22 protein-coding genes are annotated in these 24890 nt (G+C 39.7%); 9 read left to right on the top strand and 13 right to left on the bottom strand.

Going from position 1 to position 24890, the window contains the following annotated elements; genetic code table 11:
- Positions 1-145: 145 nt before the first annotated feature.
- Positions 146-514 (bottom strand): response regulator, encoded by a 369-nt coding sequence (locus tag ACJVDH_RS06850; RefSeq protein WP_443946818.1) that lies wholly within the window; start codon positions 512-514, stop codon positions 146-148.
- Between the two features lie 190 nt (positions 515-704).
- Between ACJVDH_RS06850 and ACJVDH_RS06845 the strand changes: the two genes are divergently transcribed.
- The gene (locus ACJVDH_RS06845) at positions 705-3275 is read left to right on the top strand and encodes an ATP-binding protein (protein WP_443946817.1); all 2571 of its coding nucleotides are present in this window, start codon (positions 705-707) and stop codon (positions 3273-3275) included.
- 23 nt (positions 3276-3298) lie between these two features.
- On the opposite strand, the gene ACJVDH_RS06840 is transcribed toward ACJVDH_RS06845, so the two are convergent.
- The 6 genes from ACJVDH_RS06840 to ACJVDH_RS06815 all read right to left on the bottom strand — a co-directional run bounded on the left by ACJVDH_RS06840 (position 3299) and on the right by ACJVDH_RS06815 (position 7986).
- Positions 3299-3916: an ATP-binding cassette domain-containing protein gene (locus ACJVDH_RS06840; protein ID WP_443946816.1), complete on the bottom strand. Its 618-nt coding sequence runs from the start codon at positions 3914-3916 to the stop codon at positions 3299-3301.
- The gene (gene modB / locus ACJVDH_RS06835) at positions 3913-4584 is read right to left on the bottom strand and encodes a molybdate ABC transporter permease subunit (RefSeq protein WP_443946815.1); all 672 of its coding nucleotides are present in this window, start codon (positions 4582-4584) and stop codon (positions 3913-3915) included. Before modB ends, ACJVDH_RS06840 begins: the two co-directional genes overlap by 4 nt.
- Entirely contained in the window at positions 4584-5366 is a 783-nt protein-coding gene (modA, locus tag ACJVDH_RS06830; protein WP_443946814.1) for a molybdate ABC transporter substrate-binding protein, read from the bottom strand. The genes modB and modA overlap by 1 nt, the downstream gene beginning before the upstream one ends.
- A gap of 25 nt (positions 5367-5391) precedes the next feature.
- A complete protein-coding gene (locus ACJVDH_RS06825; protein ID WP_443946813.1) occupies positions 5392-5892 on the bottom strand; it encodes a molybdopterin-dependent oxidoreductase in 501 nt (166 codons plus the stop codon).
- On the bottom strand, positions 5889-7040 hold the full coding sequence (locus tag ACJVDH_RS06820; RefSeq protein WP_443946812.1) for a cytochrome-c peroxidase: 1152 nt from the start codon (positions 7038-7040) through the stop codon (positions 5889-5891). Before ACJVDH_RS06820 ends, ACJVDH_RS06825 begins: the two co-directional genes overlap by 4 nt.
- 490 nt (positions 7041-7530) lie before the next feature.
- Positions 7531-7986 (bottom strand): hypothetical protein, encoded by a 456-nt coding sequence (locus tag ACJVDH_RS06815; RefSeq protein WP_443946811.1) that lies wholly within the window; start codon positions 7984-7986, stop codon positions 7531-7533.
- Positions 7987-8432: 446 nt separating this feature from the next.
- Between ACJVDH_RS06815 and ACJVDH_RS06810 the strand changes: the two genes are divergently transcribed.
- Genes ACJVDH_RS06810 through moaCB form a run of 8 tightly spaced genes read left to right on the top strand, consistent with a single transcriptional unit; the run spans position 8433 to position 15041 of the window.
- Positions 8433-9551: an XdhC family protein gene (locus ACJVDH_RS06810; protein ID WP_443946810.1), complete on the top strand. Its 1119-nt coding sequence runs from the start codon at positions 8433-8435 to the stop codon at positions 9549-9551.
- A complete protein-coding gene (locus ACJVDH_RS06805; RefSeq protein WP_443946809.1) occupies positions 9548-10135 on the top strand; it encodes a nucleotidyltransferase family protein in 588 nt (195 codons plus the stop codon). Before ACJVDH_RS06810 ends, ACJVDH_RS06805 begins: the two co-directional genes overlap by 4 nt.
- Positions 10135-11115, top strand: a complete 981-nt coding sequence (gene moaA, locus ACJVDH_RS06800) for a GTP 3',8-cyclase MoaA (protein WP_443946808.1) — start codon at positions 10135-10137, stop codon at positions 11113-11115. Before ACJVDH_RS06805 ends, moaA begins: the two co-directional genes overlap by 1 nt.
- A gap of 1 nt (position 11116) precedes the next feature.
- Positions 11117-12295: a molybdopterin molybdotransferase MoeA gene (locus ACJVDH_RS06795; protein ID WP_443946807.1), complete on the top strand. Its 1179-nt coding sequence runs from the start codon at positions 11117-11119 to the stop codon at positions 12293-12295.
- Positions 12296-12337: 42 nt separating this feature from the next.
- Positions 12338-12571, top strand: coding sequence for a MoaD/ThiS family protein (locus ACJVDH_RS06790; protein WP_443946806.1), 234 nt, complete (start codon positions 12338-12340; stop codon positions 12569-12571).
- A gap of 8 nt (positions 12572-12579) precedes the next feature.
- Positions 12580-13692 carry a ThiF family adenylyltransferase gene (locus ACJVDH_RS06785; RefSeq protein WP_443946805.1) on the top strand — a complete coding sequence of 371 codons (1113 nt, stop codon included), beginning with the start codon at positions 12580-12582 and terminating at the stop codon, positions 13690-13692.
- Positions 13689-14132 (top strand): molybdenum cofactor biosynthesis protein MoaE, encoded by a 444-nt coding sequence (locus ACJVDH_RS06780; RefSeq protein ID WP_443946804.1) that lies wholly within the window; start codon positions 13689-13691, stop codon positions 14130-14132. Before ACJVDH_RS06785 ends, ACJVDH_RS06780 begins: the two co-directional genes overlap by 4 nt.
- The gene (gene moaCB / locus ACJVDH_RS06775; RefSeq protein WP_443946803.1) at positions 14133-15041 is read left to right on the top strand and encodes a bifunctional molybdenum cofactor biosynthesis protein MoaC/MoaB; all 909 of its coding nucleotides are present in this window, start codon (positions 14133-14135) and stop codon (positions 15039-15041) included.
- A gap of 489 nt (positions 15042-15530) precedes the next feature.
- Here moaCB and ACJVDH_RS06770 read toward each other — a convergent pair whose 3' ends face one another.
- From ACJVDH_RS06770 to ACJVDH_RS06745, 6 genes are all read right to left on the bottom strand, one after another.
- Entirely contained in the window at positions 15531-17384 is a 1854-nt protein-coding gene (locus ACJVDH_RS06770) for an alkaline phosphatase (protein WP_443946802.1), read from the bottom strand.
- Positions 17378-18898 (bottom strand): RagB/SusD family nutrient uptake outer membrane protein, encoded by a 1521-nt coding sequence (locus tag ACJVDH_RS06765; RefSeq protein WP_443946801.1) that lies wholly within the window; start codon positions 18896-18898, stop codon positions 17378-17380. The genes ACJVDH_RS06770 and ACJVDH_RS06765 overlap by 7 nt, the downstream gene beginning before the upstream one ends.
- 13 nt (positions 18899-18911) lie before the next feature.
- The gene (locus ACJVDH_RS06760) at positions 18912-22214 is read right to left on the bottom strand and encodes a SusC/RagA family TonB-linked outer membrane protein (protein WP_443946800.1); all 3303 of its coding nucleotides are present in this window, start codon (positions 22212-22214) and stop codon (positions 18912-18914) included.
- A gap of 112 nt (positions 22215-22326) precedes the next feature.
- The gene (locus tag ACJVDH_RS06755; protein WP_443946799.1) at positions 22327-23274 is read right to left on the bottom strand and encodes a FecR family protein; all 948 of its coding nucleotides are present in this window, start codon (positions 23272-23274) and stop codon (positions 22327-22329) included.
- Positions 23275-23342: 68 nt separating this feature from the next.
- On the bottom strand, positions 23343-23900 hold the full coding sequence (locus ACJVDH_RS06750) for an RNA polymerase sigma-70 factor (RefSeq protein ID WP_443946798.1): 558 nt from the start codon (positions 23898-23900) through the stop codon (positions 23343-23345).
- Positions 23901-23988: 88 nt separating this feature from the next.
- Positions 23989-24888, bottom strand: coding sequence for a LysR family transcriptional regulator (locus tag ACJVDH_RS06745; RefSeq protein ID WP_443946797.1), 900 nt, complete (start codon positions 24886-24888; stop codon positions 23989-23991).
- Positions 24889-24890: the final 2 nt, after the last annotated feature.

The following is a 24890-nucleotide window of genomic DNA, read 5'->3' as shown; positions in this document are numbered from 1 at the left end:
ACAATTGAAAAATAGGCGTAATATGCAAACCCTCCGACGTAGAAGATGTAAGCAATTCTAAGATATTACATCGATAAAATTATCTGCTTAGGTCAAAAAATCAATAGACAGCATGAAACATCATTGCCCATAAAATCACCCTTTTTCAGGCATTGGCCTGGTTAAGCAAATCATCCATGAGTGATAAAAGTTCGCTTACATTGAACGGTTTCTGCAGAATCGCATCGGGCATACAATTTACGCCGTCAATATCAATTTCTACGGCAGAAATTAATAAAATCGGAATATCCGCGGTTGGTTGGTGGCTTTTAATAAAGTTGCAAACCACACGTCCATCAACCGGACCAATCCAAATATCAAGCAGAATTAAATCCGGTTTAAAATCATTTATTACCTGTTCGAGGTTGTCGATATCTAAAACCGATCGGAGTTCGAAATCGCGGTGTTCAAACATCAACGGAAAAATCTGCTGAAGTTCATCGTCATCATCAATGATTAGTATTTTTTTTCTCATAAGTTGTGTTCGAACAACAGTTTAATATAGCAAAAAGTTTAATCATCAGAACAAAAAAATTAACTTTAAAATTATAGTCAAACGTTTGTTTTTGGCATTTTTTACAACTTTTAAAGGGAAGTTCTTGTGTGGTATTTTTATAAACCGCATATTGAACTTTATATCCGAAAAATAAAACAGACAGCCCTACATGAATCCATCCCATCCGCTATTCAAGGCTTTATTTCACACTTCGGTTCCACGCGTTATTTTAAAAGCAAATGCGCCGGATTTCACCATTGTGGATTATAACCAAGCTTATTTACAAGCAACAGATGGTGGAGAAAGTGATTTTCGGGGGAAAAATCTTTGGGCGGTTTACACGCCTACAAATTCCAGCATTCAAGGTGCGGCATTGCTGTCGGAAGCATTAGAACTTGTGCTAAAAACCGGAAACAGTTTAACAATGAATCCTTTCCGGTATGATGTGGTCCCAATTAACGGCGGCGCTATTTCTGAGCATTGGTGGCAAATTGAAATTGTACCAATCAAAGACGAGATGGATGCAGTAGAGTCTTTGTTGCTTAATACAAATGATGTAACACAGCTTACCATTCATATTGGCGAAACCAGAGAATTGCGTGCGCGGGAACAAGATTTAAACGAAGAACTTGCTGCAACCAATGAAGAGCTTCTGGCCAGCAATGAAGAGCTTATGGCTACAGTTGAAGAGCTGCATGATGCGCAGGAACAACTGAGGCTGTTAAATGAAGAACTGGAAGACAAAGTTAAGGAGCGTACACTACAGTTGACTACTATTATCCAAAACATACCGGCCGGTTTGGCCATTGTTTCGGGTAAAGAGATGCTTTTTGATATTGCGAACAAAGTAATCCTGAAACTGTGGGGTAAAGAAGACGAAGCCGTTGTTGGACGATCAGTTACAGATGTTTTTCCGGAAATGAAGACGCAGGCTTTTCCGGCAATTTTGGATCAGGTATTTGAAACAGGAATCTCCTATTCAGATACCAGCTCGCCAGTAATTTACCAGGGAAAACATGGTGGAATGATTACACGTTACCGCGATTTTTCATACACCCCTTTAAAAAATAAAAATGACCAAACCTACGCCATTCTTGTGTTGACGGAAGACGTTACCGAACGTTTTGAAATACGCCAACGTGAACAGGAACTTAACGAAGAACTGACCACCATGAATGAAGAACTTTCTTCATCTGTAGAAGAACTTGCTGCCACCAATGAAGAATTAAACCAGGCACAGGAAAACCTGATGGATAAAATGGCAGAGCAATCTCGCACCAATCAAAAACTGATTTTATCTGAAGAACGCCAGCGGTTTTTACTTAATGCCATTCCACAGCAGGTTTGGACGGCAGAAACCAAAGGAACTTTAAATTATGTGAATGATGTAATTTGCAGAGATTTGAACAAATCTGCAGAAGAAATTATTAAGAAAGGCTGGCAGGCTTTTATCCATCCGGATGATGTGCATGAAACCATGCGAAAATGGATTACAGCTTTACACAATGGACACGAATATCTTGCTGAATTTAGGTTGCTTTTTGCCGATGGCGAATACCATTGGTTTTTAGCACGCGCCATTCCTTTTGTGGATGATGGCAAAATTACCATGTGGTTGGGTACAAATACCAACATAGACCTTCAAAAAAATAACGAATATAAGAAAGACGAATTTCTTTCGATTGCCAGTCACGAATTAAAAACGCCGTTAACCAGTATTAAAGCGTACAACCAACTCAATCTGCGCAAAAACAAAGATGTTTCACTTACGCCAATGCTGGATAAGGTTTCGCAACAAACTTCCAGACTGGAAAAATTGATTAACGATCTTTTAGATGTAACAAAGATTAATGCCGGAAAAATGAACTATGCCATGCAGCCTTTTCATTTTTCTAAAATGTTGAAAGAGGCTGTAGAAAGTGCTCAACATCTTTCCGGATCGCATGAAATTGTACTAGAAGACCATACCGATGTTCATTATACCGGCGATGTTTACCGGCTGGAACAGGTCTTGAATAATTTCCTGAGCAATGCGGTAAAATATTCGCCAGATGCGTCTAAAGTTTTGGTAAAAAGCAGAATTTCTCACGGCAATATTATTGTTTCTGTACAAGATTTTGGCATCGGCATTGCCGCAGAAAGTTTGAATAAACTTTTTGAACGCTACTATCGCGTAGACAATACCGCCATGAAGTTTGAAGGTTTAGGTTTGGGATTATTCATCTCTTCAGAAATTTTAAAACGCCACCACGGCTCTTTTTGGATTGAAAGTGAAGAAGGAAAAGGCTCTATATTTTTCTTTAGGCTCCCAATGAACATTACAAAATCAAAACCTTTTGAAGTTAAAACCGATACCTTTTTCCGCAGCACCTCTATTGTCGTAAACTGCAACATTTCTAAAGCCAGATTAGATGTAGACTGGATTGGATTTCAGAATCTGGAAACTGTACAAGAAGGTTGTATGGCCATTTTAGAAATGATAAAAACCAACCAGGTAAGCAAAATTGTGAACGACAATACACATGTTCTGGGATCGTGGGCTGAAGCTGCCGATTGGGTTTCTGAAACCTGGCTTCCTATGGCTGCAGACGCGGGTTTAAAAATTATTGCCTGGGTATACTCGCCAGTGGTTTTTGCCCAATTGGCCACTACGAAAAGTGTGGAAGCATTTAGCAAACGTGTAACGGTTGAGCAATTTTCTGACATCAGATCTGCAGAGAAATGGACGGACGCGCAATAACTTCAAGATAGCAACGCATAATGTTAAGCTTCGTCAAAATCAAATATTTCGGCATTTTGAAGTTCATTTGGATTGTGTGTAACCAGAAGTACAGTTGTGCCTTGTTCTGCAAATAAATTCATTAATGCAGGGAGCATTCTCGATTTCAATTTATGATCCAGTGCAGAAAAAGGTTCATCCATTAATACAAGTTTTGGTCTGGTAGAAAGTGCGCGTACAATGGCCAGACGCTGTTGTTGCCCGCCAGATAGTTGATTTGGAAAATGATTTTCATGCATTTCCAATTCTCCAATTACAAGCAGTTGCTGAAGAAAGCTGGAATCTTTTGTCCCAAAGCGCAAATGTTCTGCCACGGTCATGTTCGGGAACAATGCATAGTCCTGAAAGACAAAACCAATGTTTCTTTTTTGCGTGGGTAAGTGATATCGCTGTGCGCCATCAAACCAAACGGTTCCATTTACGCTAATTTGTCCACTTTCGGGCTGAATTAGCCCGGCAAGTATTTTCAGTAATGTGGTTTTACCCACACCAGACGGACCCAGGATTTTGGTCATTTTACCCGTTTGAAAAACCGTTTTCACCTGCAATTCAAACTGTTGCCTGTCGTTCTTAATACGTTTGATTACATCAATCTCTATCATTCCAGCGGATTTTTTCCAGATTTTTTATTGATTAAGAAAACAGCCAGTACGATAGTAAAGCTTATTGCAAAAAGGCAAAAAGCGTAATCGTTCGCTGCTGCAAAGTTCATACTTTCTACCTCGTCATAAATGGCAATAGATGCCACTTTAGTGAGGCCGGGAATGTTGCCCCCAATCATCAATACCACGCCAAACTCGCCCATGGTATGCGCAAAAGTTAAAACTGATGCGGTAAAAATGGCGGTTTTGATATTTGGAAGTGATATGCGAAAAAATGTTTCTACAGGCATTTTCCCCATCGTATACGCAGCTTCTTTGACTGAAGTCGGTAAATGTATAAATGCCGATTTTAACGGACTTACCATAAACGGCAAACTATAAATAAGCGAGGCGAGCACCAAACCGGGAAAAGAAAAAACCAATTGAAGGTTTAGATATTGATGCAACCACAACCCAAAACTACCGTTGGGATTGAATGCAAGAAGCAGGTAAAATCCAATTACAGAAGGTGGCAACACCAGAGGCATAGTAATTAGAGCTTCTACAATTAACTTAACCAAATTGCTTTTTCCAGATAACCAATAGGCCAACGGCAAACCAATCAACAACAAAAAAGTAGTGGTAATTAAAGCGAGCCGGATACTTAACCAGATGGGTTCAAAATCCATTATTTTGACGCATTTACGGGTAAATAATAGCCACTGCTGCCAATAATTTTACGGGCATAGGTAGAATGTAGGTAGTTAAAAAACTGTGTGGCATTATCCAGATTTCCTTTTCTGGCGTAGGTAAGTAAAATGGCAGATTGTGCAATTTCGCTATAACTTCCTGCATTTACTCTTGTCCATTTCAGATGTGTTTTTTTTACATCTTCATATAAAAAAGCTTCAGTTGTAAAGCCGAGTTGGAGCGCGCCGCTTTGCAGATATGTATTGACTTGAGAAATGCTTTCGCCATATACCAGATTCGGTTTAACTTTATCCAGCAAATGATAATAGGTTAATGCCTGTTGTGCCGCGCGACCATATGGTGCAGTTTTAGGATTGGCGATTACAACTTTCTGTTCCGGATGCTTTACAACCCATTCTTGCCAGTTTTTCACATCAACAGAATTACTTCCACAAACAATTAAACTACCTAAAGCATATACAACGGGCTTTTTAAGCCCGAAACCTGCTGCAGAAAGTTTATCGGGAAATTCTGTATCGGCAGATAAAAAAATATCGTAAGGTGCTCCGTTCATGATTTGCGCTGTAAGTTTGCCAGAAGCACCAATAATGGCTTCAGTTTCTATTCCGGTTCTTTTTTTAAAATCGGCCTGAAGTTTCTTGATTACGCCCTGTGCATTCGCCGCAACGGCAATATGCAATACCTGTGCACTGGCCGCAGCAGATAACATCAACACACAAACAAGGGAGAAAAAAAACTGGTGTATCGTACTTTTTAACATAAAATATGGGATGGGTTTGGTGGTATTACTTGGCAAATCCAATTTTAATTTCGGTTACTTGTTTCATACAACGGGCTGGTTTTTTCTCGTCTTGCACTATAATCCGGAATGGGCCATCGGCAGCTGCCAATAAATTTTCGTCTATTTTATCTGCCAGAATGATTTTTTTGTCGGTAAATTCAGGATCAAGTTCTGCCAATGCAAATACCACCTGGTAACCATCACTTGCTTCTATAAAAGCATATTTGGTCAGGTTTTCTCCGCGTAAATCTTTACCCAAAGTGGTTCCGGCTTTGGCCAGCAATTGGTAAAGCAGTACGCCAGAATATTGGTGATCTTTCCCATCGCGGTCTTTCCGCGTTACTTCTGTACGTTCAAAACCTCCAAAATCACTAAGTTTTAAGACGTAAGGAGTCGCAACTTCGCCGCTGATTTTAACCTGCGGTTCCTTTTGTGCAAAAACAACTGATTGTGCCGCGATAATCTGAAAAAAAACCAGCACACTGTATATTATTTTTTTCTTCATTTTGTTTTTAGGGTTTTAATGAGTAAAAAAGGATTAGAAAATCTAGAATCTGCAATAAAAACAGAATCCGTAAAGGTATTTAAAAAAGTAATGAGGTCTTTTTTCTCCTGTGCATTTAATTTTAATGCAGCTTCTCCGGCAATATTCGATTCATGTTGTAAAAATGCACTTAAATTTTCGCTCTGTACAATGTGTTCGCTGTAATGTTCAATTACTTCCTCCAAATTTCGAAATCGCCCATCATGCATATATGGCGCCGTTAAAGCAATATTACGAAGTGTAGGCACTTTGAATCGGCCAGAATCCGTTTTCAAACCGGTAAAAAGTGCAATTCCGGGATCTTTAGAAATTTTATCTAAACCATTGTTGTGAAACAATTCAAGGTAATTTTTTGCGCCACCGTGGCAATGTGCGCAGTTGGCTCCTCTTATTCCCTTTTCCGGATTTGGTGCTGTATTAAAAAGCTGTAGTCCGCGTAATTCTGAAACATTAAACTGCACTTTTTTCTGTAAATACTGATCATATTTAGAATGGTCTGAAATTAATGTACGTTCAAATTGTGCAAGTGCTTTTACGATACGATCGGCATTAATTTTTTCATCGCCAAATACCGTTTTAAATATCTTTGGATAAGATGTTGTTGCCTGTAGTTTTTCTACAGATTTTTGCAATGACTGGCCCATTTCATGTGGATTGGTAAGTGGAAAAACCGCCTGATCTTCAAGTGTGTGCGCCCGCCCATCCCAAAAAAATTTCCTGGTCCACAGCAGGTTTACAATCGCCATTGAATTGCGATCCGTCTGTGCGCCATGAATACCTTTACTTATCTTTTCGCCATCTGTAAAAGCTTTTTCCTGCATATGGCAGCTTCCGCAGGAAAGTTTATTGTCTGCAGATAAACGGCCTTCATAAAAAAGCATTCGGCCAAGATATACGCCTTCTTTACTTAATGGATTGTTTGCGGGTATTTGAATGCGGTTCCCGAAATAGGATGGATAATTTAAAGGATAGTTTCCCTTTGGGATTTCTTCTTCTGTATTCCATGCCGAAAGCATCAAAAACATCGTCACAAATATCAACAATACGAAAATATTCCGTTTTGAATTTTGTTTTGTTTTCGTCGGATTTAGGGCTTTCGGTTCCTTCATGTATATCGTCTAAAATTAGCGATTGAAAATCAGGTTCGCAAGCGCGAGGATGGAGAGCGGAGCGCGAAGCGCGTGATGCGGAGAATGAAAAGCGTAAGGCGATGAGCGTAAAACGGAAGGCTGAAAACAAAAAGAGCCGGGATATTGATTTGCTTACTCAATAAAGACTTTTCAATATACTCCCCGAGTCTTACAAAACGGGTTCCGGGAACTGTGGTTACACTTTTGCGGTACGCTTCTGTCACCTTAAGTACTTCTTTCAAATCAATTCCTTTTATGGCGATTTGAATAGGTGCCTGTGCACCTCCGTTACCTGCAATAGATGTTGGCTGCCGGTAACAATGAAACACCGCTTAATTTGATAGGTTTTGAACATTTGCAAATTTATTAGTAATTGAATCATTGCGCTTTGCGCACCTTTCCTAGCAAACAAATTGATACCTGAAACGGACAAATTAGACGTTAAACCTGTCGCGTTGTTTCAATATGATTAAATTTCAAATCCCATTTTCTCCATTCTGGTAAGCATTTTGGTTGTTTGGGTGCATTTGTTTACAAAAGAAACTTTTCCATCTTCTACTTTTGAAGATATAGAAGAATCGACGAGGTGTTGGATGATGGATATCTCCTGCACCTCATTTTTCGACCATTTTAAGGTTTTTAGAAAAGGCAAAAATGAAATAGAAAAATTAACAAATGGAACTGCACTGTTGCTGTTGTTAGCCAGATAATTTGACGGAAGTTCTGCAGTAAATTCCAATTTAGAATTGCTAAACCGATGCCAATAGCTGAAAAAAGGTGCCGCAGGAATTGCCGACGATGGATCCAAAACCACAACAACACCCGTGGTAATAACTGTGTTTTGTGTAGTTTTTAAAGGAGCGAAAAGTGCGCCCGTGAAATTAAGCCGTTTAATTGAACGCAGTTCGTCTGTAAAAGCAGACATGCTTCATGGAATCGCGCATTTTCTTTATCGCGAGACTTTTGTCGGTTTGTGCATAAATTTTAGATATACCAATGCGCAAAAAAACTAAAAAAAGCTTGGGTTTCATATTTGTTTGGGGATAACTCGATTTACAAAAACCAAAAATCGATTTTAAAATGATTTCCCATTTGCGATTAAAATTGAAATGGACATATCTGCCGGTGAACTTGCCAAATAAAGTTGTCAATAAAAGACAGTGGCAAGCCTTTTGGCTATACAAGCATTTGGTTTGAAAATGATAAGAAAATGTTTGAAAAACGTACAGGCCATTTTTGCTTGCTGTGTATCTTTGGAAATGGATTTTCCGATAAATTTCGGATAGGTAACAAAAATGAATCGTTTGCTTGCAGCGCAACAAAAGCCAGAAAATACTGTTCAATATCCTTAAATTGCATGGAAGAATTTTTATGAAAGAAATTGCAGATATTTTAAAGGCCTATCAACACGCAGAAAAATCGGGTAAAAAAACAGCTCTGGCTACTGTTGTAAAGGTAGAAGGATCTTCTTACCGCAGACCTGGCGCGCGCATGTTGATTACCGAAGATGGAATTTTAACCGGTGCAATAAGTGGCGGTTGCCTTGAAGGAGACGCATTAAGAAAAGCACTTACCTCCATTCACACTCAGGAAAATAAACTGGTAACTTACGATACAACAGATGAAGACGATGCTAAATTTGGCGTTCAACTGGGTTGTAACGGAATTGTACATATTCTTTTTGAACCAATAAAAACCGGAGAAAGCAATCCAATTGCCTTATTAACTGCGCTAGAAAACGAACGTGAAGAACGTGTTCTGGTTACTTTTTTTTCTACCGATTTCCCCGAACAAATCGGAACCAGTTTACTGTACCGAGCGCAGGCGGTTTTAAAAAATAAAGACATTTTGTTGCCACAAGAAACGTTTGCACAAGATGTAGAAGACGTGTTTGCCACACAAAAATCTCAGTTTAAAAGTTATGCTTTAGGCGCAACGCAAACCGATGCATTTATTGAATTTATAAAACCTTCAATTTCTTTGGTTATTGCAGGCGCAGGCAACGATGCACAGCCATTGGCAGAAATGGCTTATTTGCTTGGTTGGAAAGTAAGCGTAATTGATGGCCGCCCAACACATGCATCTGCTGTGCGTTTCCCAAATGCAAATTGCGTAAAGGTTGCCAAAGCAAATCAATTTTTGGAACAATGCAATATAGATTCCAGAACGGCATTTGTATTGATGACCCATAATTATAATTACGATTTAGATGTTCTAAAGCAACTGCTAGATACAAACGCTGCGTATATTGGCACTTTAGGGCCGAAAAAGAAATTAATTAGAATGTTGGACGAACTAAATAGAAATACGGCAAAAAATGAAAGTCGCGTACACGGACCAATTGGTTTGGATATTGGCGCAGAAACTGCCGAAGAAATTGCTGTGTCAATCATCGCAGAAATTAAATCTGTATTTTCTGGTGCTTCAGCTCAAAAACTGAAAGATAAAAAGCAACCTATTCACATTTACGAAGCAAAAGAGCATTTATGAAAACAGGTATTATCCTACTTGCCGCAGGCAACTCGAGCAGACTGGGAAAGCCAAAGCAATTGCTGCCTTTTAAAGGTAAAACATTGCTTGAACATACATTTACTGCTGCTGCAAGGGCAACTCTGTCGCCCGTTTTGATTGTACTTGGTGCATTTGCCGATGAAATTCTGGATGCACACAAACACTTAGACGCACAATTCTATATAAATTCGGATTGGGCGCACGGCATGTCTGCAAGTATTTCTTCTGGCATTCGCCAAATGTTAAAAACCAATCCAGAGGTTGATCAGGTGATACTTTCTGTAGCAGACCAGCCGTTTATTTCAGCACAAATTTTCAGCAAACTGATCGAAAAACAACGCGCTACTCAAAAAAATATCATCAGCAGCAGATATTCAGACACCTCAGGCTCGCCAACTTTGTTTAATAAAAAGTATTTTGAGGCACTTTCCAAGCTTGATGGCAAAATGGGCGCAAAAAACATAATAAAGCAATTTGCAGCAGATACAGAAACCATTTCTTTTGAATTGGGTTACGTGGATATAGATACCGAAAAAGATTATAAAAATTTAATACAGGAATAATGATTAAAGACGCATTTGGCAGAATACACGATTACTTGCGTATCTCATTAACAGATAATTGCAATTTCCGTTGTTTTTACTGCATGCCTGAGGAGGATTACGATTTTACACCTGCATCCAGATTAATGCAAAGCCATGAAATTGTGGCACTGGCAAAAATTTTTGTTGCTAATGGCGTAAAAAAAATCCGCTTAACCGGCGGTGAACCTCTTGTACGCAAAGATGCAGCAGAGATTATTTCTGAATTGGGCAAACTGCCGGTAGAGTTGGTAATGACTACCAATGGTACACGTATTGCAGAAATGCTTCCGGTAATTTTAAAAGCAGGCATAAAAAGCATCAACATTAGTTTGGACACGCTGCAACCAGAAAAATTTCTTTTCATTACCCGTAGAGATGTTTTTCATCAGGTGCGCAGCAATATAGAGTTGCTTTTACAACATAAAATCTCCGTAAAAATTAATGTGGTGGTGATGAAAGGTCTTAACGATTCAGAAATTAATGATTTTATAGCCTGGACCCAACACAATCCTGTTCAAATACGCTTTATCGAGTTTATGCCTTTTAGCGGCAACAAATGGACCAGCAACAAAATGTATTCACTGGAGCAGATTAGGGCAGAAATTGAAAAAAAATATACAGTATTGCCCGTAATGGGAAAACCGAATGATACCGCAAAAAACTTCATCATTCCCGGTCACGAAGGTTCCTTCGCGATTATTAGTACGATGACGGCGCCTTTTTGCAGCACGTGCAACCGCATGCGTTTAACCGCCGACGGAAAACTTAAAAACTGCTTATTTTCTGATGGCGAAACAAATCTTTTATCCGCATTGCGAAATTCAGAAGATGTGCTTCCTTTAATCCAGGCATCTATCTGGAGTAAGAAAAAGGAATTGGGCGGACAGCTCGTCGCAGATTTTGAAAATCTGGATGCAGACAGCATAAAAAACAGAAGTATGATAACCATTGGAGGATAATATGATTGGTGTAGAGGAAGCGAAAAAACTGGTTCTTAAACACAGTACGGAACTAAACCCAACAGTGTTGAAATTGCAAAATGCAGCCAACCATATTCTGGCTGCCGATATTTTTGCACAATATGATATTCCAGCTTTCAGGCAATCTTCTATGGATGGTTATGCCATAAAATTTGCCCGGCAATCAAACACCTTTAAAATTATAGGAGAAATGGCTGCAGGTACAAGCACCTCTTTAACAATTTCGCATGGCGAATGCACCAGAATTTTTACGGGTGCGCCGCTTCCAGACGGTGCAGACACTGTTGTAATGCAGGAGAAAACGGTTAAAAACGGAAATCAACTGATAATTAAAGATGAACATTTGCAGTTTGGCGCCAATGTGCGCGCTGTTGGTGCAGAAATACAGGCCGCAAATCTGGCTTTAAAAAAGGGTTCACTGCTTACGCCGGCGGCACTCGGCTTTCTGGCTGGCATTGGCGTTACAGATGTAAACGTGTTTCCTATGCCAAAAGTTGCCATCATTTTAACCGGGAACGAACTGCAACAACCTGGTTTTGAGCTGCAGTTTGGACAAGTGTACGAGTCTAATTCTTATTCGCTTTCTGCGGCTTTGAAGAAAGAAGGGATTTCAGATCTTTCTATTCTTCAGGCAGACGATAATTTGAATATCTTGACTGAAGTTCTGGAATCGGCGCTTGAACACAGCGATGTGGTGCTGCTTACTGGCGGAGTAAGTGTTGGCGATTATGATTTTGTAATTGAAGCTGCAAAACACTGTGGTATTGAACAGATTTTCCACAAAGTGAAACAAAAACCCGGCAAACCACTTTTCTTCGGCACTAAACAAGGACAACTTATTTTTGGTTTACCAGGCAATCCTTCATCTGTACTCAATTGTTATTACAACTATGTTTTGCCTGCGATAAAAAAACGATCTGCAAAAAGCAATAGCACCTCAACTGTGCATGCAAAACTGACGCATGCCTACGAAAAAAATAAAAACATTACACATTTTTTAAAAGGCAATTATCAAAACGGTAAAGCCACTCCTTTAGCTGCGCAAGAATCTTTTAAGCTAAATTCTTTTGCAGAAGCCAATTGTTTAATCAGACTGGATGAACAACAAGAAGTTTTCGCTGCTGGTGATAATGTAGAAGTTTTGTTGTTGCCGGTTTAAGAATGCATTTTTGCACTTGTTCAATAAGAATAAAAAACACACATGGAAATCAATATCATCAGCTTTGGTAAAGTGGCAGAAATCATTCATAATCAGCAAATGAATATTTCAGCTTTGCGCAATACAGACGAGCTTAAATCCCATCTGAATAAAATTTATCCAGAATTATCGGGTATGAAATATACTTTTGCGTTAAATCAAAATATTGTTCAGCAGAACACAGAAATTCAGGAAAATGATACGGTAGCCATTATGCCGCCTTTCTCCGGAGGATAATTAATCGCATGCATACAGAACGGTACAACAGGCAAATTATATTAAATGGCTTTGGCGAAACGGCTCAAAACAAATTGGCGCGGGCGAAAGTGCTGGTTATTGGTGCAGGCGGTTTGGGTTGCCCAGCCTTGCAGTATCTGGTTGCGGCCGGCGTAGGCAAAATCGGCATTGCCGAGGAAGATGTTGTTGAGCTTAGCAATCTGCACCGCCAAATTCTTTTTACTACACAGGATATTGGGCAAGCAAAAGCTGTTGTCGCTGCCGCTCGTCTTCAGGAAATGAATCCAGAAATACAATTTCAGATTCATTCAAAATACATCTGTTTAGAAAATGTAATTCAAATCCTGTCGGGATATGATTTTGTACTAGATGGTTCTGATAATTTCCAAACCCGATATCTTGTAAATGATGCCTGCCTGATGCTAAAAATACCTTTGATTTTTGCCGCAGTTTCTGGTTATGAAGGTCAGCTGGCAATTTTTAATGTTGCAGACAACAGCGGTATTTCAACCAATTACCGCGACCTCTTCCCCATCCGGCCAAATGCTGGCGAAATTCCAAATTGCGCAGAGAACGGCACGCTTGGTGTACTTCCGGGCATTATTGGAAGCATGGCCGCAGCAGAAACCATCAAACTTATTACCGGAGTTGGCAAACCGCTGATTAATATACTTTTGCAGTATAACGTGCTCACGCACCAACAATATTCGGTAAATATTACGCCAGGAGCGGGTTATTTTAAAATTAGAAACGAGACAGATTTAAAAAAAATGAATGACGAATTAGTGGAGACAATCCACAAGGCTTTTGAAGAAATTGACGGAGAAAAACTGACGTTTCTTCAAAAACAACACAATACCATTTTTATCGATGTACGTGAACGACATGAATTTCCGAAATTAGATACCAGCGTTTTCATGCAGGTTCCGATGTCAGAATTCGAAGATTTTTTGCAGGAAGATCTTTCTGCGCAACATATTGTTTTTCTGTGCCAACACGGCATTAGAAGTGTTGCCGCCGCAGAATTGCTGAATGAAAAATATGATGGCAAAAAAAATATTTACAGCCTGAAAGGTGGAATAGTGAAATGGATGAAATATTTTAACGAAACAAAAGTATGACAGACAGAAAAGTAAAAAATATTTTTGTTTCTGGTCCGATTTCGCCTCTTTTTATTGCAGATAGTATAAGTAAACACAGCTCAAAAACAGACATTGGTGGCCACAGTATATTTATGGGCCAGGTGAGAAAAGATGAGGTGAATCAAAAACTGGTTTCTGCAATAGAATATACCACTTTTGAAGATCTTGCCCTAAAGAAAATGCATGAAATTAGAGCAGATATCTTCGCAAAATTTGCACTTAGTTGCCTGCACGTTTACCACAGTTTAGGTACTGTAAACGCCGGCGAAATTTGCTTGTTTGTGTTTACTTCTTCCGTTCACCGCAAACCAGCGATAGACGCTTGTAATGAATTGGTAGAGCGCATAAAAAGTGAATTACCTATTTGGGGAAAAGAAATTTTTGAAGACGATACACATCAGTGGAAGGAAAATACATAAATGGTAAACATCACAAAAAAAACGAGTACGCTACGCACCGCCATTGCCACAGCGACAATTAGTGTCTCTAAAACTGAAACTATTGATGCTTTGGTTGGCCGTAAAGTACCAAAAGGCGATGTATTTGAATTTGCCCGCGTTGCCGGTTTATTTGGCGTGAAAAAAACCAGCGAAATTATTCCCGATTGCCATCCACTTCCTGTAGAATTTACAGCCATTCATTATGAAATTGACAAACTCAATGTGATCATTTTTGTTGAGGTACATACCGTTTATAAAACAGGCGTTGAAGTGGAAGCAATGCATGGCGCCTCGGTTACTGCATTGACGATGTACGATATGCTGAAACCAATCGACAAAGGCATTGAAATTAGTCAGATTAAATTGCTAAAAAAAACCGGAGGAAAATCGGATTTCAAAAACAAAAAATTTGAAGATTTAAAGGGCGCCGTAGTGGTTTGTTCTGATTCTGTTTACCAAAGTAATGCAGAAGATACATCCGGAAAGGCAATTGTTGACAGACTGAAACAATGGGGAATTGAAACGACCCATTATGTTGTATTACCTGATGATGCTGAAGCCATCCGCCAGAAAGCCTTAGATTTAAGCAATCAAAAAGTTCCATTGCTGATTTTTACCGGTGGAACGGGAATTTCCCCAAGAGATGTAACTCCTGACGCGATTGCGCCTTTGATAGATCGACGCTTAGATGGAATAATGGAAAGTGCGCGCGCCTATGGACAGCAAAGAATGCCTTATGCGATGCTCTCTCGCAGCATTGCCGGGTTTATTAACGACAGCTTTGTACTTACTTTTCCTGGATCAAAAAATGGTGTTGAAGAATATATAGATGCACTTTTCCCTCAGGTTTTACATGTTTTCAGCGTTAAAAAAGGTGAAAAACATTAGAGGTAATAACTACTAACTTTCAAATGGTGAAGCAATAACTCTTTCATTATAATCTCTTCCTATCAACGTTTGATACATAAGCAGCATCACAGCTATCCTTCTCCTTGAAGAGAGGGAATGAAGGATTCAGTAAACCGCTACTTTTAGATTTCTTTCTTTAAGTATTTAGGTTCAAACCACAGGTTGACGTTTCCCTCTCTTTAAGAAGAGGGAAGAACAAAAACTACAAGAACCACTTACGTTCATAGGGTGAGGTGATAATCTCTTTCAATATAATCTCTCCCTATTAACGTTTGAAGCGTAAGCAGTGACACCGCTATCCCTCTCCATGAAGAGGGAATGAAGGACAGCTACAAACCGCTACTTTACAACCTGTCTTAATCCATGTTGGGTTCAAACCACAGGCACTCACTTCCCTCTCTTCAAGGAGAGGGAAGCATAAAAAATTGCAAAAACCACCAACTTTCATAGGGTGAGGTATTCTTGGCATCAATATCCAAAAGCGGCCAAAATCTTTTTAAAAATTTCGTTGTTCTGGTACACACCGCGAAAATCTGCTGCATGTGGGCCATAAGCAAAAACGGGGACCATAATATTAGTATGGTCATTTGTACTGAAATTGCCGCGAATCATACCTTGTTCAACGTCGGTATCGAGTAAACTCAGACCGCCTGTTTCATGATCGGCGGTTACAATCACCAAAGTTTCGCCATTTTCGTCTGCAAAGCGAAGTGCAGCTTCAATTGTTTTATCAAAATCTAGCATTTCTGTAGCTACATAGGGTAAATTGTTGGCATGGCCACCGTAGTCAATTTGCGCACCTTCGGTCATGATGAAAAAGCCATTTTTATTTTTCGCCAATAAATCAATACTGTGTTGTAAAGATTGACTAAGCATTGCACCTCGACCTTTATAAACTGGTTTTGTAGCAGAATCTGGAAGTAAAACCAGTTGTTTTCCTGTCTGCTGCTTTTGAAAATCTGCCAGGCTAGTACTCAAATTAAAACCTTTCGATTTTAAACCATTTATCAATCCTGCATTTTTGTTCTCCAGAAAACTTTTTTGATTAGAACCAATTAGCAATTCTACTTTACTGTTTAACAAATCTGCAGCAATTTCCTGACTCATGGTACGCTCTAACTGGTGTGCGTAAAAAGCAGCCGGCGTGGCATCTGTAATGTCACCAACGCTGATGATGCCGCTTTTAATATCGAAACCGGCAAGCGTATCTACCAGATTTGTCCGTTTACGGTCGTCGGGGCCCATTCCAATATAGCGGTTATTGCTCTTAGAGCCCGTCGCAAGCGCTGTTGCTCCGGCAGCTGAATCTGTGTTTCCGGCATCTGCCGCAAGGGTTTGGGCAAAGCCGATGTTGCGCATTCTGGTGATATTCAAATCACCATGATTGGCCATCAATCCGGTATGAATCTGAGCAATCCCCATCCCATCGCCAATCAATAGAATCACGTTTTTAACTTTTTTCTGTGCTCCGTCGGTTTTATATGTTGGCGTGTAAACGGTTTGGGCCTGCGGATGAATGTAGGTCAATTCGTTTTGGTGTGCGTAAAATTCCTGGAGTTTAACCGGTTGATCGGTGTTAATCCAATCTACGCCTAATCTTTCGAGCACAATCCAGGTATTCGGACTGTCTTGCGTAGCCCAAAATCGAAAAGGTTTTCCTTGTTGATGTGCTTTATCTATGGTTTTACGCAGTTTTTCTTCGTCGGCCTTTGTAGGGTTTCCTTTTCCATTCCAAACGGTGTAACCTTTTAGCTCATCACTGATCATCGCTACGCGTTTGAGTTCATTGTTGGTATAAGCGATGTAGGGTCTTCCGTCAAAAGCGATGTGATCCGGATAATCTTTGAAATTTTTCGGTTCAGGAACATTCCCGCTGATCACCATTTTTATTGCATTTTGGTTCTTTGTGTTATTAAAAACTGTTCCATAGGCAGCAATTTCGCGAATCAATTCTGGCAACACTTCTGAGTAACTCTGTTTTAAATCTACCACGAGCTGCAACTTCAACTTATGTTTGGCATAAGGAAAATTTCCGTTATTGGCGTAAAATTGCGCTAAAGGATCTAAGTAAAGTTTCTTCAGCGTTCTTCCAGGCCTGATTTCGGTACTGTCATGTGCAACATACAATTCGCCTTTTCTAAGAAAAACATCTGCTTCTATAGAACCCATTTCTGCCGAATACGCGGTAAGCAATGGCATTTGCTGTTTATAATCGTTGTGGCTGTGCCCTTTATTTGCACTGAGTTTATTTTGTGCAGATGCACTGTGCAAACCCAACCCTAAGGCCAGAATTGCACAGTTGATCCATAATTTATTTACCATCCCGGATTTTGTTTTATAATGCCTGCACTGTTGTCAATTTCCTTTTGTGGAACTGCCCAAACATCATGAACCTGCGGATTGAACGCACGCGACGGCCAGATTACATTTCCGGCAGAATCGTGAAGCGGCAAAGCGTAAACCGCTTGTGCATCTCCCCAACGAACCAAATCGCGGTGGCGATCTGCCCATTCTCCAGCCAGTTCATTTCTTCTTTCACGTTTTAAATCTACCAAAGTCATTCCGCTTTTTGGTGTTAAACCGGCACGAACTCTGATTCTATTCAATTCGATATCGCCAGCGCCAGCACCGCTCATTTGGATAGCCGCTTCAGCCTTAATCAATAATACTTCAGCATAACGCATTAAAGGTACATTCAAATCTGTTGTGCCATTATCGCCATTTGGATTTACGTGCGTTGGAATTGGGTTTGCATAGGTAAACGGCTCCATATATTTTTTGAACTGGTAATCTGAAGTTGCACCTGCGTCTTTTGTAAAACTTCGCTCTGCACCAAAAAACATAAACTTATCACCTGTTTTTAGAATCGTTGCTTCTCTCCTTTTATCGCCTGTTTCAAAAGAATCGTATAATTCTTTAGTTGGCAAATAATATCCCCAGCCATTGTAAAGTCCCCAAGCTTTGTTGGTAAGCATTACACCCGGAAGCTTACTTCCCCAACCTGTTCCGCCGCCATTTGGCGTACATACTACAGACCAAATGTACTCTTTAGACCAATTGTTTGATGCTTTGAATACATCTTCGAAGCTCGACAATAAATCGTGCTGCCCCGAAGTGATCACCATATCTGCATATTTTGCCGCATTTGCATAGTCTTCTTTATACAAATACACTTTAGATAGATAAGCCCATGCAGCTGTTTTATGTGCTTTTCCGTAATCTGCAGCATTCATTTCTGTAAAATTAGGTAAGTTATCAGCCGCTTTCAGCAGTAAGGAAATGATGTAGTCATAGTTTTCATTTACATTGGCAGCGCGAGGAACGGCAACTGCCGGATCAGCATCTGGTGTTACAATCGGAACACCAGCTTTACTATTTCCATAATTTGCCGCCAACTGAAAATAAACTAAACCCGCATTGAAATAGGCATCGCCGATAATTTGTTTTTTTACGGTTTCATCCATCGTAATGTTAGGTACATTCTGGATAATATCATTCGCACGCTTAATAATGGCATAACGCATGCTCCATTGTGTTTCCGTGTAACCGCCACCAATGTAAGTTTTATTGAAATTTTTGATGTTATCGCCTTCTGGTTTATTCCTTCCGGTAACCATATCGTCACTGGCATTGATAAACCAAAACATACCACGGCCATAGTATTCTTCAGAATTGTACAATTCATACATACCACCCTCAGCTTTTAAAGCATCTTCTTTGGTTTTCCAGAAATTCTGTACTGAAGGCGATCCTTCAGGAGTAATATCAAGTTGTTTTGTGCAAGAAGCAAAGGCAGCAATTGCCAATACTGCAAAATATTTTAAATTCGTTTTCATTGTCTTTTTCAGATTATAAATTCACGCTTAAACCAAGGATAAAACTTCTGGCCTGCGGATAGCGACCAACATCCAATCCGTTGTTATCCATCCCGATTTCCGGGTCGAAACCAGAATATTTAGTAATGGTGAACAGGTTATTTCCGGTAGCATAAACGCGTACTGCGCCAGTTTTCAATTTCTTGGTTAATGCGTTAGGCAAACTGTAACCCAGCGTTACGTTTCGGATGCGGAGATAAGAACCATTTTCAACATAAAAATCCGAAGCATTAAAATTTCCATTGGCATCAGAAGTTGAAATAATCGGCACTTTTCCGTTAGGATTTTCCGGAGACCAGGCATCCAAAATACCAACCAATTTATTGTATGATGGGCCGCTAGCGCTATATGTTGTACGCTTTACGGCATTAAACAATTTATTTCCCTGTACGCCCTGAGCAAAAATATTGAAATCGAAGTTTTTGTAATTGGCATTGAAACTCAAACCATAAGAGAAATTTGGATAGGCACTTCCGGCAAAATAACGGTCGTTATTGTCAATAGTTCCGTTTCCATCAAGATCAGCAAATTTAAAATCACCGGCTTTCGCATTTGGTTGAATTTTTTGTCCCTGAGCATTTTTGTAATTGTCTACTTCTGCCTGAGACTGGAAAATCCCCTGAGTTTTTAATACGTAATAGCTATATAACGGTTGCCCAACGTTAATACTTAATGGAGCCAGCTCATTACGGAAATTTGTACCGACAGCAATATTGTTTAATCCCGGCGCCAATGATTCAACGTTGTTGTTCAGCTTGGTGAAAGTGGCATTTACTGAATATGTAAATTCCGTTCCTTTAACACTGTTGTATGTAATGCCCAACTCAATACCTTTATCTTTTACCACACCAGCATTGATGGTTTGTGTACCCAAACCAGCTGTTCCGGGAAGTGTTCTGGTTAAGATCATTTTGTTGGTTTCTTTGATAAAATAATCTGCGTTTAAACTTAAACGATCAAACACAGTTACATCAAGTCCGATGTTGGTTTGTATGGATTCTGCCCAGGTTAAATTACTATTGGCCAAAACCGTCTGTACGTATCCGTTCTGTAACGTTGGCGTTTGGCCAAAATAACTTTGTGTTGCACTAAGTAAAGGATTTACTGCCGATGAAGACAAACTACCCAGGTTACCCAATATGCCATAACTTGCTCTAAGTTTCAACTCATTTAACCAACTTGCATTTTTAAGGAAATCTTCTTTGTTGATTGCCCAACCTGCAGAAACGGATCCGTAGTTTCTGAACCTGTTTTCTTTGGTAAGCATAGATGAACCATCACGACGACCGATTAAAGACAAAAGATATTTCTGTTTGTAATTGTAGTTGGCTCTTAAAAAGAAAGATGAAAGTGCTTTAGCGTCATAATAGCTGGATGATGGTTGCAGAACCGTTGCATTTACAAGATAACGGTATTGGGCAGATTCATCGTCAAAACCCGCTCCAGACGCATATAATCCGCTGCTTTTTGTTTTCTGGAAAGTATAACCGCCTGTAAAATCCAATTGATGTGCGCCAAAAATTGCACCATAGTTTAAAACCTGCTCTGCAAGAATATCATTTGCTTCATCAGACTGTTCGACTAAACTGTTACTTAAAACCGGTTTTCCTACTTCCGGACGTTTTGGTGTAAAGCTTTTGTATTGTGCAGAAGATTTGGTTATACTCAAATTAGATTTGAAAGTTAATCCTTTCGCTAAATTTAAAACTGCGTAAGGATTTGCCACCAACACGTTTACCGGATGATTAATGTCAATACGCATTAATTCTGCAACAGGATTTACAATATCACCGTAATCGCCTGCATATTGTCCGCCTGGTAAACCAGCAAAACTTCCGTCTGCATTATAAGGTGTTCCATTGGTTGGATAATAAATTGCAGAAAGCAAAGCGCCTGTATAATCGTCGCTGGTATTTGCACCATTTCCGTTTGTGCTGCTGTACGAAAGATTTTCGCCAATTTTTAACCACGAGGTAAGTTGATGCTCAGAATTGATTCTGAAATTATAACGTTTGCTTTGTGTGTTTAACACAATACCTTCTGCATTGCGGTAATTGAAACTCAGGTAAAAATTAGATTTTTCACTCCCGCCGTTAATTGCGGCATTGTAATCTTGTAACAGACCATCTCTAAAAACTTCATCCATCCAGTTTGTTCTGGTAATTTGGCCGTCTGGATATAAAGCAGAATTAAAAGCCGGAAGAATGGTTGTTCCGCCATTTTTTGCTGCAGTTGCTGCAACCTGTGCGCGTTGTTCTGCATTAAGGGGTTCTAGTTTCTTCCATGCACTTTGTTGCCCCAGTTTCGCATCAAAACTGATTTGCATTTTTCCATTTTTTCCTTTTTTCGTGGTAATTAAAACAACTCCGCCAGAAGCCCTTGCACCGTAAATTGCGGCTGAAGCATCTTTCAATACAGAAATAGATTCTATATCGTTCGGGTTGATTTGCGGTGTACCAAGAAAAATGGATCCATCAATAACATACAAAACACTTTCGCCGTTAATGCCGCCCATACCGCGAATATTGATTCGCGGAGTTGATGTTGGATCGCCACCTTCATTCGTTACGATAACACCCGGCGTTTTACCTGCCAATACTTCACCTACACTATTTAATGAACGCGATGATAATTTATCTAAAGATGTTGTAGCAATCGCACCAGTTAAAGTTTCTTTCTTTTGTGTTCCATAACCAACTACCACAACTTCTGCCAAACTTGAGTTCTCTTCGCTTAAAACAACCGCTAAAACCTGATTGTCGCCTACTTTGACTTCTTTAGTGCGGTAACCAATCATAGAGAAAGACAAAACCGTTTCTGCACCGGCTTCAATCCGGAAAGTACCGTTTGCATCGGTAGAAGTTCCGCTTTGACTGCCCAACACTTTAACAGAAACACCAGGTAAAGCTGCACCGGTAGAATCTTTTACCGATCCGGTGATGATGCGGTCTGGTTTTCCAAAGGTGGCATTGTTAATAATAATGTAATTCCCTTTTTCCTGAACAGCTAAACCCAACCTGTCTAATAATGAACGTACAGGTTCTGATTTAAACTCGCCAGAAAAGAATGTATTTCTGCCTTGTAAAAGATCCGGATTGTAGACAAAACCAAGTCCGGTTTCGTTTTCGATACCCTTAATAATGTCAACCAGTTTCTGACCTCTGTTGATTTTAATGCTAACTGTACTTTTTTCCAGCCGCTGCGCCATTGTAGACGATGCCAATAATGACGTGCAAAAAATGCAGACAATGGCAAATGTTAAACATGAGTATTTCATGATTCTGTAAAGAGCTGATGTCCTCTTACCGGAGGTTGTTTCCATTTGTTTGATTTTTATCTAATGAATTGTTATACTGAAATTGATGTGATGCGATGTGTTTTTTTGCCTTTCATTTGTAGATTTCGAAGATTTTACCAGGTTGCAGGGTTTTAAATCTGATGTGGTGAAGTGTGCAAATAATATCCAGAATTTCTTCAGGCTCCTGTCCGCTGTTAAAATTTGCAGTACATTTCAGCTGATTCAGATCAGCATCCTTAACATTAACTTTTACAGTAAACAGATAACCTAGCTGTGCAATTACATGTTGGAGCGTTGCACCTTCAAAATCAATTGGGACAATGTTTTTATGTTTCGCCTTAGAAATTGCAGCAGATCCGGTTTTGGTATCGAAATCAAGTTGCTGGTCTTTAATCAAAGTGCCCAGAATTTTCTGGTGGTGTACCACTTCAACTTTTCCTGTTGCCACTACAACTTCCATCCGCCGCGTTTTGAAACTGTTCCTGATCCGGAAAGATGTACCTAAAACTTTAACGGCCGGGCCAGACGCTGTAATTACGGTAAAGGGGCGTTTTACGTCATGACTGATTTCAAAAAAAGCTTCTCCTTTTAATAAACTTACCTGGCGTGTATCTTTTGCGAAATGCCCCGGATAGCGAAATTGAGCCGAAGGTTCAAGAATAATTTCAGAACCATCAGATAACTTTAGTTTTTTACGCTCGTTAATACCGGTTGTAACCGTAATGTAGTTTGGTTTCTGTTCGCCACTTAGCTTCCAGATCCCCAGTCCAACGGTGATCAAAACCAAAAATGTAGCGGCGATTTTAAATAATCCGGTCTGAAAAAATCGTTTACGAATGACAACTGTTTCTTCAGCCTGCATCGCGATTTTCAGTTTATTGAGCATGCTTGCACCAATAGCTGCTTTTGCTTTGGCAGATACCTGGAGATCTTGTTTTTCGATTTGGATATACCACTTTTCTACCAAGGCTTTCTCGGCCAGACTGGCATTTCCGGATACGTACTTTTCCAGCAATTGCTTTGCTTGTTCTTCTGTCATTTGAATACATGTCAATTCAAACGCAGAATGGTACTAACCAAGAATGTTATCTAAATATTAACTTTATATTAATGGATAAAAAAAGCCAAAAACACCATGTACGATAGGTTTTTCTTCAATAATTTCATTGCTGCTGTAATCTGGTTTTTTACGGTTTGTACAGAAACACCCAGTTCGCTCGCAATTTCTTTAATTGATTTTTCCTGCTTTCTGCTCATAGAAATCACCTGACGCATCTTTTCCGGAAGTTGTGCGATTGCAGCATCTACCTCCATGTTTAAATCGTGGAGAATAAGATTGCTATCTGCGGCAGCGTAACGTTGCTGATTCATTAGTAAAGCAAGTTCTGCCTGATGACCATCTTTAACACTGAGCGATTTAAAGTGATTAATAACCCTGAATTTTACCGCGCCATAAAGATAAGCACCTAACTGGCCTTCAATGTTCAGGTTCTCGCGGTTTTCCCAAAGGGAGATAAATATTTCTTGTGTAATATCCTGAGCAACATCCTCGCAACCAACACGTTTAAAGGCAGCATCGAAAACATTTTCCCAATGGGCATGATAAATTTGTTTCATTGCCAATGGATTTCCGTTTCTAAGCGATGTGATTATTTCTGTATTCAAAGGATAGCCCGATTGCTTTGCTGCAAAATTAGTCGGGCTATATTCCTTTAATATTAAGAAATCTTAAAGAAGCGTTATACTTTCAACTTTACATCAGCTCTGCTTGCGTTCTCGCAAAGCGGATAAACAACTCTGTACGGGCATTAGGCTGGCCGTGCGCCTGGACAAAATTGAAAGGCCGTTCAATGCTCAAACCTTTAATATCCAGCACGCGAAATTCGTTGTTTTTCAGTTCGTTTGATATAGCGTGTATCGATAAAAATGCCATACAATCGCTTTGCAACAAATAAGATTTAATACTTTCTGTTGAGGAAAGCTGCATTTCTACTTGCAGATCTTTTAATTTTATTTGTTGCGATTTTAGTGCGTGTGCTATAACCTCTAAAGTACCGGAACCTGGCTCTCGCAATAAAAAAGAATAATTTTTTAATTCCTCTGATTTAATTGTATCGCGTTTAAAAGCCGCATTTTTTGAAGCACAAACCAATACAAGTTCATCTTGCAGAAAAGTTTCATATTTAATCTGTGGATTACGGGAAATGCCCTCAACAATGCCTATCTCAATATCTTTATTCAATAATGCTTGTTCAATATATTCGGTATTTCCGCTGATCATCTGAACCTTAATGCCCTGAAATTTCTGGTGAAATTGCGCAAGCAAAGCCGGAATTACATATTGCGCAATTGTACTGCTGGCGCCGATCCGCAAAACACCAGTGTCTTTTTTTGCCAATAAACCAATATCATATTCCAACTCGCGATACAATGCGAAAACCTGGTCTGCGTAGGCGAGCAACATTTCTCCGGCAGGTGTTAAAGTAATCTTTTTGTTTCCACTCCGGTCAATCAGTGTACTGTTAAAACTGTTTTCCAATGCACGAATGTGTTTAGTTACTGCCGGCTGACTGATAAAAAGCGCTTCTGCTGCTTTCGTAAAATTCAATCTTTTAGCCACAGCGTAGAAAACTTTCAAACGAAAATCTATCATAT

Source organism: Pedobacter terrestris, from assembly GCF_052343045.1.
Lineage (GTDB): Bacteria > Bacteroidota > Bacteroidia > Sphingobacteriales > Sphingobacteriaceae > Pedobacter.
Note: the sequence above shows the minus strand (reverse complement) of the source record. Positions and strands in the feature narration are given on the sequence as shown.

Bases quoted from the DNA above. Each gene is read 5' to 3' on its own strand.
- ACJVDH_RS06850 (WP_443946818.1), bottom strand. From the start codon at position 514: ATGAGAAAAAAAATACTAATCATTGATGATGACGATGAACTTCAGCAG.
- ACJVDH_RS06845 (WP_443946817.1), top strand. From the start codon at position 705: ATGAATCCATCCCATCCGCTATTCAAGGCTTTATTTCACACTTCGGTT.
- ACJVDH_RS06840 (WP_443946816.1), bottom strand. From the start codon at position 3,916: ATGATAGAGATTGATGTAATCAAACGTATTAAGAACGACAGGCAACAG.
- modB (WP_443946815.1), bottom strand. From the start codon at position 4,584: ATGGATTTTGAACCCATCTGGTTAAGTATCCGGCTCGCTTTAATTACC.
- modA (WP_443946814.1), bottom strand. From the start codon at position 5,366: ATGTTAAAAAGTACGATACACCAGTTTTTTTTCTCCCTTGTTTGTGTG.
- ACJVDH_RS06825 (WP_443946813.1), bottom strand. From the start codon at position 5,892: ATGAAGAAAAAAATAATATACAGTGTGCTGGTTTTTTTTCAGATTATC.
- ACJVDH_RS06820 (WP_443946812.1), bottom strand. From the start codon at position 7,040: ATGAAGGAACCGAAAGCCCTAAATCCGACGAAAACAAAACAAAATTCA.
- ACJVDH_RS06815 (WP_443946811.1), bottom strand. From the start codon at position 7,986: ATGTCTGCTTTTACAGACGAACTGCGTTCAATTAAACGGCTTAATTTC.
- ACJVDH_RS06810 (WP_443946810.1), top strand. From the start codon at position 8,433: ATGAAAGAAATTGCAGATATTTTAAAGGCCTATCAACACGCAGAAAAA.
- ACJVDH_RS06805 (WP_443946809.1), top strand. From the start codon at position 9,548: ATGAAAACAGGTATTATCCTACTTGCCGCAGGCAACTCGAGCAGACTG.
- moaA (WP_443946808.1), top strand. From the start codon at position 10,135: ATGATTAAAGACGCATTTGGCAGAATACACGATTACTTGCGTATCTCA.
- ACJVDH_RS06795 (WP_443946807.1), top strand. From the start codon at position 11,117: ATGATTGGTGTAGAGGAAGCGAAAAAACTGGTTCTTAAACACAGTACG.
- ACJVDH_RS06790 (WP_443946806.1), top strand. From the start codon at position 12,338: ATGGAAATCAATATCATCAGCTTTGGTAAAGTGGCAGAAATCATTCAT.
- ACJVDH_RS06785 (WP_443946805.1), top strand. From the start codon at position 12,580: ATGCATACAGAACGGTACAACAGGCAAATTATATTAAATGGCTTTGGC.
- ACJVDH_RS06780 (WP_443946804.1), top strand. From the start codon at position 13,689: ATGACAGACAGAAAAGTAAAAAATATTTTTGTTTCTGGTCCGATTTCG.
- moaCB (WP_443946803.1), top strand. From the start codon at position 14,133: ATGGTAAACATCACAAAAAAAACGAGTACGCTACGCACCGCCATTGCC.
- ACJVDH_RS06770 (WP_443946802.1), bottom strand. From the start codon at position 17,384: ATGGTAAATAAATTATGGATCAACTGTGCAATTCTGGCCTTAGGGTTG.
- ACJVDH_RS06765 (WP_443946801.1), bottom strand. From the start codon at position 18,898: ATGAAAACGAATTTAAAATATTTTGCAGTATTGGCAATTGCTGCCTTT.
- ACJVDH_RS06760 (WP_443946800.1), bottom strand. From the start codon at position 22,214: ATGAAATACTCATGTTTAACATTTGCCATTGTCTGCATTTTTTGCACG.
- ACJVDH_RS06755 (WP_443946799.1), bottom strand. From the start codon at position 23,274: ATGACAGAAGAACAAGCAAAGCAATTGCTGGAAAAGTACGTATCCGGA.
- ACJVDH_RS06745 (WP_443946797.1), bottom strand. From the start codon at position 24,888: ATGATAGATTTTCGTTTGAAAGTTTTCTACGCTGTGGCTAAAAGATTG.